Source organism: Pseudomonas sp. Pseusp97 (assembly GCF_047304025.1).
In the GTDB taxonomy this organism is placed as follows: domain Bacteria; phylum Pseudomonadota; class Gammaproteobacteria; order Pseudomonadales; family Pseudomonadaceae; genus Pseudomonas.
This window is the reverse complement of the sequence record NZ_JBGLYK010000219.1, coordinates 1-9,316: the sequence shown is the minus strand read 5'-3', so window position 1 is coordinate 9,316 and position 9,316 is coordinate 1. Positions and strand designations below refer to the sequence as shown.

9 protein-coding genes and 1 pseudogene are annotated in these 9,316 nt (G+C 66.0%); 5 read left to right on the top strand and 5 right to left on the bottom strand.

Annotated elements, in window-relative coordinates:
* Positions 1 to 178: 178 nt before the first annotated feature.
* A pseudogene (locus ACCC94_RS24740) lies at positions 179 to 472 on the top strand (methyl-accepting chemotaxis protein); the annotation flags it as partial.
* Positions 473 to 604: 132 nt separating this feature from the next.
* The gene (locus ACCC94_RS24735) at positions 605 to 1,336 is read left to right on the top strand and encodes a hypothetical protein (RefSeq protein WP_413352262.1); all 732 of its coding nucleotides are present in this window, start codon (positions 605 to 607) and stop codon (positions 1,334 to 1,336) included.
* A gap of 113 nt (positions 1,337 to 1,449) precedes the next feature.
* On the opposite strand, the gene ACCC94_RS24730 is transcribed toward ACCC94_RS24735, so the two are convergent.
* A complete protein-coding gene (locus ACCC94_RS24730; RefSeq protein ID WP_413352261.1) occupies positions 1,450 to 1,779 on the bottom strand; it encodes a hypothetical protein in 330 nt (109 codons plus the stop codon).
* A 234-nt stretch (positions 1,780 to 2,013) separates the two neighbouring features.
* Between ACCC94_RS24730 and ACCC94_RS24725 the strand changes: the two genes are divergently transcribed.
* From ACCC94_RS24725 to ACCC94_RS24715, 3 genes are read left to right on the top strand one after another with little or no spacing between them, the layout of a single operon-like run.
* Entirely contained in the window at positions 2,014 to 3,147 is a 1,134-nt protein-coding gene (locus ACCC94_RS24725) for a hypothetical protein (protein ID WP_413352260.1), read from the top strand.
* 36 nt (positions 3,148 to 3,183) lie between these two features.
* Entirely contained in the window at positions 3,184 to 3,585 is a 402-nt protein-coding gene (locus ACCC94_RS24720; RefSeq protein ID WP_413352259.1) for a TssQ family T6SS-associated lipoprotein, read from the top strand.
* A gap of 26 nt (positions 3,586 to 3,611) precedes the next feature.
* Entirely contained in the window at positions 3,612 to 4,418 is an 807-nt protein-coding gene (locus ACCC94_RS24715; RefSeq protein ID WP_413352258.1) for a hypothetical protein, read from the top strand.
* Between the two features lie 65 nt (positions 4,419 to 4,483).
* Here ACCC94_RS24715 and ACCC94_RS24710 read toward each other — a convergent pair whose 3' ends face one another.
* The 4 genes from ACCC94_RS24710 to ACCC94_RS24695 form a co-directional block, all read right to left on the bottom strand.
* Positions 4,484 to 5,590, bottom strand: a complete 1,107-nt coding sequence (locus tag ACCC94_RS24710) for an NADH:flavin oxidoreductase/NADH oxidase (RefSeq protein ID WP_413352257.1) — start codon at positions 5,588 to 5,590, stop codon at positions 4,484 to 4,486.
* Between the two features lie 665 nt (positions 5,591 to 6,255).
* Entirely contained in the window at positions 6,256 to 7,761 is a 1,506-nt protein-coding gene (gene lysS / locus ACCC94_RS24705; protein WP_413352256.1) for a lysine--tRNA ligase, read from the bottom strand.
* Between the two features lie 96 nt (positions 7,762 to 7,857).
* Positions 7,858 to 8,953 (bottom strand): peptide chain release factor 2 gene (prfB, locus tag ACCC94_RS24700; protein WP_413352255.1). Its coding sequence is split into 2 segments (ribosomal slippage): positions 7,858 to 8,880 and positions 8,882 to 8,953, totalling 1,095 coding nucleotides; the frame shifts between segments, so codons are not numbered across the junction.
* A gap of 120 nt (positions 8,954 to 9,073) precedes the next feature.
* Positions 9,074 to 9,316 (bottom strand): diguanylate cyclase domain-containing protein (locus ACCC94_RS24695; protein ID WP_413352254.1); only part of this gene is annotated, 243 nt, incomplete at its 5' end.

The following is a 9,316-nucleotide window of genomic DNA, read 5'->3' as shown; positions in this document are numbered from 1 at the left end:
TTGCATGCGCAGCGATACCCATGCTGCGCATGCAAGGAGCGATGGGTATCGCTGCGCTCCACACCATCCTACGAACTGCGTCCTGCAAAACAGCCGCGCCTCCGAGCGCGGCTGACAGAAGAAGAAAACAGTCCCTCGCCTACCTCTGCCCTCATCCGCCACTGCAGTGTCCCAACCCATGCCAAGCACTCTCGAACCAAAGCCCGCCAAGGCCGAAGACAGCTCCAGCACCCGCTCCACCATCGACCAGGTCAAGCAGCTGATCGCCGACCTCAACGTGCGCTGGACACAGATCAGCAAGGTCTCCGAAGTCATCAAGCAGATCGCCAGGAACACCAACCTGGTGGCCCTCAACGCCGCCATCGAAGCCGCACGCGCCGGGGAAAGCGGGCGCGGTTTCGCGGTGGTCGCCGACGAGGTACGCCGCCTGGCCACGCAGTCGGCCAATGCCACCGCCGATATCGGCAATGTCGTCGCCTCGATCAAGAGCGAGAGCGCCCGCGCCCTGGCCGATGTCGAACAGGCCGAGCATTCCAGCCTGCTGGATACCGCCCGGGTGGTACTCGCCAGCGAGACCCAGCGCCTGGAGGCGCGCTTCGCCGTGATGGCCACCGCGCTCTATGGCCTGAAGCACTTCATCCTCGGCATGAAGAACCGCAACCTCGGCCCGCAGCGCGAGCAGATCGACGCGGTGATGCACGAATACCTGACCCGCAACCCCGATCTGCTCGCCTTCGCGTGCGGCGGCGAGCCCAACGCCTTCGACGGCCGCGACGCCGAGTTCGTCAACGCGCCGGGGCACGATGCCAGCGGCCGGTTCATGGCTTACTGGCATCGCGGCAGTGGCGTCGCCCAGCGCGAATGCCTGGTCGGCTACGACAAGGCCGACGGCAGCGGCGACTGGTACCAGATCCCCCGCGACAAGGGCCGCGATGTGTTCATGGAGCCCTACGAGTACAGCGTCGGCGGCAGCACCGTACTGATGACCTCGTTCATGTCGCCCATGGTTGCCAACGGCCGCTTCCTCGGCATCCTCGGCGCCGACTACACCCTCCACCAGCTGCAGGAAAGCCTCGGCAAGCTGACGCCGATGGGCAATGGCCAGTATGCGCTGCTGTCCAACGCCGGCGTGTATGTCACGCATCCCGACGGCACGCGCCTGGGCGACAAGGCCAACGACCTGCCGCAGGAAGCGCGCCACGCCATTGCACAGGGACGCAGTTGGGAACAGGTTAAGGGCCGCAGCGTGCAACTGCTGCAGCCCATCCGCGTGGGCGACAGCGATGCCCCCTGGGCGCTGATGATGAGCTTCGAGCTGGCGCAGGCCGGCGAGTAGCGCCAGGGGCGCGGGGCGGCACGTCGTTCGCGAGCAAGCTCGCTCCTACAGCTGGTTCTCGCTCCGGAGCCGGCCTTGTAGGAGCGAGCTTGCTCGCGAACCCAGACTCAACCCTACCCCCGCTCGGGCAGCTCGGTGATATGGATTTCCGTCACCAGCGCCGGCTTCGCCAGCGGCGTGCGCGACAGCAGCGGGCAGAAGCGCGCCAGCGCGCCGATCAGCTCCCACTGGGTGTCCAGGGAATTCGCCAGCACATCCACATCCGCCAGCACCCGCTGGCCCACGCGCTGCAAATGCGGATCGGGGCTGTGGCCGAGCTCCACCGACAACTGGGTGATCAGCGCGCTGAGGTGGGACATGTTGCGGGTAGCGAGAGCGAGGATGTTCGCCAGCAGGGCGATTTCCGATTGCGGGATGACAGCAGGCGTTGCAGAGGCGTCCATGCGTGCTCCGGTGATGCTCAGGTGGGTAGTGCGCAATCCTTGCGCGAGCGCCGTGAGAGTAGCATCACAATGCCAGTGTGCGACAGATATCACATTTCATTTCTTTTCCTGACCATCCGGTCATCTTCCTCCAAACGCCGACCCATCTGCCGCTGAAGCGCGACCTGATACGCAATTTCCCTTCCCCGCGACGGAAACCGCCGCGCGCGTTTGAGCGCCACCCCGGCGCTACCTATGATCCGCGGCCATTTTTCGAATATTGACTGCCTGCCCAGCACGGGAACCAGGCCTCGCCTCCTGAAGATGCCGCCGATGGAACCGACTGCGAACTCGCCCCGACATGCTGACAAGCGGACGCCGCCCGACAGCCCGCCTCCTGCAGCAGTCGCGTCTGATGGCACCTCGGGAAAGGAACAGGCCTGCGCTGTCGTCGAGCCGCTGAGTTCCTGGGACGGTCCGGGCACCTCCTACACGATACTTCCTCGCGCGGCGCCACCAGTTGCTGCCGAGCGCGCGCCTCGGGCAAGCCGCGAGGAACCGGACGACAGCCTGTCGCCCTGCGTCGTCGGGCTTCGCGCCGCCGAGGCGCGACTGCTGGAGCCCGCGAGCAAGCGGTCGGTGAACTGGCCGTTGATGGCGGGTGTCGTCGTCGGCGTGCTGCTCACCGCATTGCTGATCGTGCTGTGGTACTCCTGGGCGACCTACACACCGAACGTCCCGGCCGACCGCGCGGCCCGTACCGATTCAGCGGCAGAAGCGCCGCATGCCGCACTGCCGCCCCATGTGACCTACACCCCGGACGACTCTCTGACCGTGCCCCAGGAGCCGCTGGACGATGGCCCGCTGGTCATTCCTCCCTCCGAGCCGGTACCGGAAGCTCCTCTTGTCACGGCTGGCGATGACCAGTCGCTGTCCGCCGCCCCCGATACGGCAGAGGACCAACCGCAGGCCCTGCCCGGCGGTCCCACAGCTGCGCCTGTTGTAACAAACGCACCAGCAGCCCCCGCCCCGGCGCAGAAACGACCGGAAACGAAGAAGGCGCTCACTGCGCTCGCCGCCCCGGCAGCGAAGGTTCTCCCCGCGCCAACCGAGGCCGTCACCATCACCGGCAGGAAACCAGCCAGCCCGGCCAAATCTCGCGGCGCATCGGCGCCTGCTGCGGTCGGCACCCTGCTCGTCGCCGTCCAGCCGTGGGCCGAGATCTGGATCGACGGCCGCAAGCGCGGCATCAGCCCGCCGCTTTTCAGACTGCAGTTGCCGCCCGGTATCTACACGGTCGAACTGCGCAACCCCGACCTGCCCAGCTACGGCCAGAAGGTGCAGATATCCAGCGGCCAGTCGGTGACGCTACGGCACAGCTTCCAGTAAGCGCCGGCCTCTCCCCCTTCGCGGACGGATCATTCCATGAAGACATTGCGTACATTCTCGACGTTCCTGCTGATCGCCTGCCTGGCGTCAGCTTCGGGTTGCCGGAGCCACCTCGAAGAACCGTCCACGCCCCCCGCGGACGACACCCAGGCGAACGCCGAGAGCAGCTTTGCGGAGGGCCTGCGGCTTTATGAGGCGGGCCACTACTGCCTGGCCGAAGAACAGCTTCTCTCGCCGCGCCTCTGGGCTGGCGACACGCAGGTGCAGCTGAAGGCACTCAAGTACCTGGCGTTCAGCTACTGCGTGACCGAGCGCCCGATCCAATGCCGCTTCGCCTTCGATCGTGCCCTGCAGATCGACCCGACCTTCCATCTGGGAACCGCTGAAGCCAGCCATCCCCTCTGGGGCCCGGTTTTCGTTGCGGCGGCGCGCCGTTGAACCTTTTCCCCCATCGTGAGGCCCTCATGTCCTTCACTCACCGGCCGGGTCGTTATTGCCTGACGCTTTTCCTGCTGAGTGTCCTGCCGCTCGCCCAGGCCGATACCTATGAAAGCCCGAGCGCGGCCGTCCAGAGCCTCTGGCGCGGCGAGGCGTCCAGCAGCGTGCTGAGCTCCCGCTTCACCCAGCAGGCCTCGAAAGCCGGAGCCGAGTTCCGTAGCGAGGTGAAGAACGCCCCGACCTACCTGCAGACCGGAGCGGAATCCGCCTGGGTGGCGCTCGGCCGGAAGCGCTTCGACGCGGTAGCCACTCCCTGGGGCAGCTTCCCCCGGTTGGACATGCGCAGCGCCCGCCTGCTGGAAATCAACCTGCCGAAAAAGCGCTATCAACTGCTGGTCGGCCCAGGCGCCGGACTGTTCGGAGTTGGCGACTGGCAGCGCTATGGCTTCCTTCATGTGATCGACGTCAGCGCGCCGTCGGCGCCGGTTCATTACCCGCTCTATGCCCACGCCGACCTGGCCGAGCACGCGCTGGGCCGCCTCGCCGATTCCCCGGTGCTCAACTATGCACGCCTGGTTCCCGCCAGCCGCAGCAAGGCCGGCGAGATCGATGCCTATGAGATTTCGCTTTACGCGCTCGGCCGCAAGGGTATCGAGCGCATCCTCAGGGAAGGCATCCCGCTGGCCTATCTGCTCAAGCGCGACGGGGAAGCCTGGGCCATCGATCGCGTGGAGCGCACGCCAGTAACGACGGAGCGGGACGAAGAGCACCGCCCTTTCACCACCCCGCTGCGTCCGGCGCTGTTCAAGGTGAAGGAAAGTCCTGCCGAGTGAGCCACTCGCGGCTGCAGGTATCTGGATGTTTGATCGTGCGGGCATGGCCCGCACGACCGTCAGCGTCACGCCTGCCCGTAGGCCTTGCGCTTGGGCGTGCCGCGTTGCGCAGCGCGCAGGTACTGCGCCGGCCAGGGCACCGGCTGGCCGCCCAGCTCGTCGGCGGCATGCAACGGCCAATAAGGATCGCGCAGCAGCTCGCGGGCCAGCAGGATCAAGTCAGCCTGCCCGGTGCGCAGGATGTGTTCGGCCTGCACCGGCTCGGTAATCATCCCCACCGTGCCGCTGGCGACGCCCGCTTCCTTGCGCACGCGCTCGGCGAACTGGGTCTGGTAGCCCGGCCCCACGGGAATCTCGGCGTTTACCGCGGTACCGCCGGAAGACACGTCGATCAGGTCCACGCCCAGGTCCTTCAGGCGGCGCGCCAGCTCCACGGTTTCGTCGGGGTTCCAGCCGTCCTCCACCCAGTCGGTGGCGGACAGGCGGACGAACAGCGGCAACTCCTGCGGCCAGACCGCGCGCACGGCTTCGGTGACTTCCAGGAGGAAGCGGATGCGATTCTCGAAGCAGGTGCCGTACTGGTCGCGGCGCTGGTTGGATAACGGCGAGAGGAACTGGTGCAGCAGGTAGCCGTGCGCCGCGTGCACTTCGGCGATCTTGAAGCCGGCAGCCAGGGCGCGCTCGGCGCCGCGCACGAATTGCTGCTTGATGGTCGCCATCTGCTCTTCGCTCAGGGCGATAGGCACGCTGTGCTGCGGATCGAAGGCGATGGCCGAAGGCGCCACCGGCGTCCAGCCGCCCTCGCTGATCGGCACCGAGCCGTGCTTGCCCAGCCAGGGCGCCCAGGTGCTTGCCTTGCGTCCGGCGTGGGCCAGCTGCACGCCGGCCACCGCGCCCTGGGATTCGATGAAACGGGTGATGCGCCGCAGCGGCTCGACCTGCTCGTCATTCCAGATGCCCAGGTCCTCTGCGCTGATCCGCCCTTCCGGGGCGACCGCCGTGGCCTCGACTATCACCAGACCGGCGCCACCCACGGCGCGGCTGCCCAGGTGCACCAGGTGCCAGTCGTTGGCCAGGCCGTCCTGGGCGGAGTACTGGCACATGGGGGACACGGCGATGCGGTTGGACAGGGTCAGCTGGCGCAGGGTCAGGGGCTCGAACAACTGGCTCATGATGGCACTCCCTCTTGGGTCTTCAGATCTTGTCCTACAACTGTAGACCGGGATCGCCTAAGAATAGGTCCGGATGATCGGTGGCGGCCGACACTGCGTTCGTAGGAGCGGAGCTTCTCCGCGAAATCCCGGCGCAGCCGGAACCAACGCGCCGACCTGCCGGCCGGTTCGCGGATAGGATCCGCTCCTACGGGTGCAGCGCAAAAGTTCCGGTTTGCGCTGACCGTAGGGCGCATTACCCGGAACGGGTTATCCGCCGTTTGCCTCGCGGCGGATAACGCTGGCGCGTTATGCGCCCTACGATCTTCGGACCGGCGCGCACGTCGGGCCTGTAGGAGCGAGCTTGCTCGCGAACGGTGTCCCCGGCAGCACGGAGCTGGTCGGTTCGCGAGCAAGCTCGCTCCTACGAAGAGCAGCACCGTAGGGCGCATATCCCGGAAAGGGTTATGCGCCGATACCTGGCGGCGGATAACGCTGGCGCGTGATGCGCCCTACGTTCTTCGGACCGAGGCGCGTCGGGCCTGTAGGAGCGAGCTCGCGAACGCAGTCCCGGGCAGCACGGAGCTGATCGGTTCGCGAGCAAGCTCGCTCCTACGAAGAGCAGGTCCGCTGCGGAAACGAAAAAGGCCGCCCAGAGGGCGGCCTTCTTCTGCCAGTTCCGGCGCTTACGCCTGCGGGCGCATGTGCGGGAACAGGATGACGTCGCGGATCGACGGCGAGTTGGTCAGCAGCATCACCAGGCGGTCGATGCCGATGCCTTCGCCGGCGGTGGGCGGCATGCCGTATTCGAGCGCGTTGACGAAGTCGGCGTCGAAGTGCATCGCCTCGTCGTCACCCGCGTCCTTCTCCTTGACCTGCAGCATGAAGCGCTCGGCCTGGTCTTCGGCGTCGTTGAGCTCGGAGTAGGCGTTGGCGATCTCGCGGCCGCCGATGAACAGCTCGAAGCGGTCGGTGACGCTCGGGTCGTTGTCGTTGCGGCGGGCCAGCGGGGACACTTCGAACGGGTACTGGGTGATGAAGTGCGGCTGCTCCAGCTTGTGCTCGACCAGCTCTTCGAAAATCATCACCTGCAGCTTGCCCAGGCCTTCGTGGCCGAGGACCTTGGCGCCGGCCTTCTTGGCGATGGCACGGGCCTTCTCCAGGTCGGTCAGGTCGGCCGCGGTGAGTTCCGGGTTGTACTTGAGGATGGCATCGAACACCGACAGGCGGGCGAACGGCTCGCCGAAATGGAAGACCTTGTCGCCGTAGGGCACGTCGGTGCTGCCGAGCACGGCCTGGGCCAGCTCGCGGAACAGCTCCTCGGTCAGGTCCATGTTGTCTTCGTAGTCGGCGTAGGCCTGGTAGAACTCGAGCATGGTGAACTCGGGGTTGTGCCGGGTCGAAACGCCTTCGTTACGGAAGTTGCGGTTGATCTCGAAGACCTTCTCGAAGCCACCGACCACCAGGCGCTTCAAGTACAGCTCCGGGGCGATGCGCAGGAACATGGGCATGTCCAGCGCGTTGTGGTGGGTTTCGAAGGGCTTGGCCGCCGCGCCGCCGGGGATGGTCTGCAGCATCGGGGTTTCCACTTCGAGGAAGCCGCGATCGGACAGGAAGCGACGGATGTGGGCGATGACCTGCGAACGCACGCGGAAGGTGTGGCGGGTTTCCTCGTTGACGATCAGGTCGACGTAACGCTGGCGGTAGCGCTGCTCGGTGTCGGTCAGGCCGTGGTGTTTGTCCGGCAGCGGGCGCAGCGACTTGGTCAGCAGGCGCACGCTGGTCATCTCGACGTACAGGTCGCCCTTGCCCGAGCGGGCCAGGGTGCCCTCGGCGCCGATGATGTCGCCCAGGTCCCAGGTCTTGATCTCGGCCAGGGTCTCTTCGGGCAGGGTCTTGCGGTTGACGTAGACCTGCAGGCGGCCGCTGCTGTCCTGCAGAACGATGAAGGAGCCGCGGTTGAGCATGATGCGACCGGCGACCTTGACCGGGATGGCGGCTGCTTCGAGCTCTTCCTTGGTCGCGGTTTCGTACTGTTTCTGCAGGTCCGCGAAGTAGTTCTCGCGGCGGAAGTCGTTGGGGAAGGCGATGGCCTTGGCTTCACGCACGGCGGCAAGCTTTTCCTTGCGCTGGGCGATCAGCTTGTTTTCTTCCTGTTGCAGTTCGTGCTGGTCGAGTTGTTGGTCGCTCATGGTCGTCTATCTGCCTGGCGTCTATATCAAGAGGGGGTACGGTTAGGAGCGGCCGGCCGGTTCGCGAGCAAGCTCGCTCCTACAAGGTGTCGTGGATCAGAGGCCCTGTTTCAGGCTGGCTTCCAGGTATTCGTTGAGGTCGCCGTCGAGCACCTTGTCGCAATCGCTGCGTTCCACGCCGGTACGCAGGTCCTTGATGCGCGACTGGTCGAGCACGTAGGAACGGATCTGGTGGCCCCAGCCGATATCGGACTTGGTCTCCTCCAGCGCCTGCGAGGCGGCGTTGCGTTTCTGCATCTCCTGCTCGTACAACCGGGCCCGCAGCATTTTCATGGCGGTGTCCTTGTTGGCGTGCTGGGAGCGTTCGTTCTGGCATGCCACCACGGTGTTGGTCGGCACGTGGGTGATACGCACCGCGGAGTCGGTGGTGTTCACGTGCTGACCGCCCGCGCCGGAGGAGCGGTAGGTGTCGATACGCAGGTCGGCCGGGTTGATCTCGATCTCGATGTTGTCATCGATTTCCGGCGACACGAACACCGCGGTGAACGAGGTGTGGCGACGGTTGCCGGAGTCGAACGGGCTCTTGCGCACCAGGCGGTGCACGCCGATCTCGGTGCGCAGCCAGCCGAAGGCGTACTCGCCCTTGATGTGCACGGTGGCGCCCTTGATGCCGGCGACTTCGCCCTCGGACAACTCGACGATCTCGGCGCTGAAGCCGTTCTTGTCGGCCCAGCGCAGGTACATGCGCAGCAGCATGTTGGCCCAGTCCTGGGCCTCGGTGCCGCCGGAGCCGGCCTGGATGTCCAGGTAGGCGTTGTTGGGGTCCATCTCGCCGCTGAACATGCGGCGGAACTCGAGCTTCTCGAGGATTTCGCGCAGGCGCTGGACTTCGGCCTCGACGTCGCCGACGGCGCCTTCGTCATCCTCCTCGACCGCCATGTCGAGCAGGTCGCGGGAATCGGCCAGGCCGCCGGTGAGCTCGTCGAGGGTGTCGACGATCTGCGCCAGCATGGCGCGCTCGCGGCCCAGGTTCTGGGCGTATTCGGGCTTGTTCCAGACCGCAGGGTCTTCCAGTTCGCGGTTTACTTCGATCAGACGATCATGTTTCAGATCGTAGTCAAAGATACCCCCGAATGGCGTGGGTACGGTCGGAGAGGTCCTTGATGCTGTTGAGGATCGGTTGGATTTCCATGGCGGGCATCTCTCACGGGTAAAGGGCGTAGAAAAGCCGGCAAGTATACGTGAACTGTCGCGCCCCTAAAAAGCTTTACGACAGATCGCCACCGCCCGCCCGGCGCCCTTCCCCGCTCGTTCAGCCGGCGATGGCCACCTGGTTGCGCCCGCCGTGCTTGGCGTTGTAGAGCGCCTGGTCGGCCAGTTCGATGAGCTGGCGACAGGCCTGCCCGGCCTGCGGGATCAGGGTCGCGACGCCAACGCTGATGGTCAGCGGCGAGCCCGGGCTGGGCAGCTCGTGGCGGATGTTCAGGTCCTGCACCGAGCGGCGCAGCTTCTCGGCCAGCAGGCGCGCGCCGCCCGGCGAGGTGTTGGGCAGGAC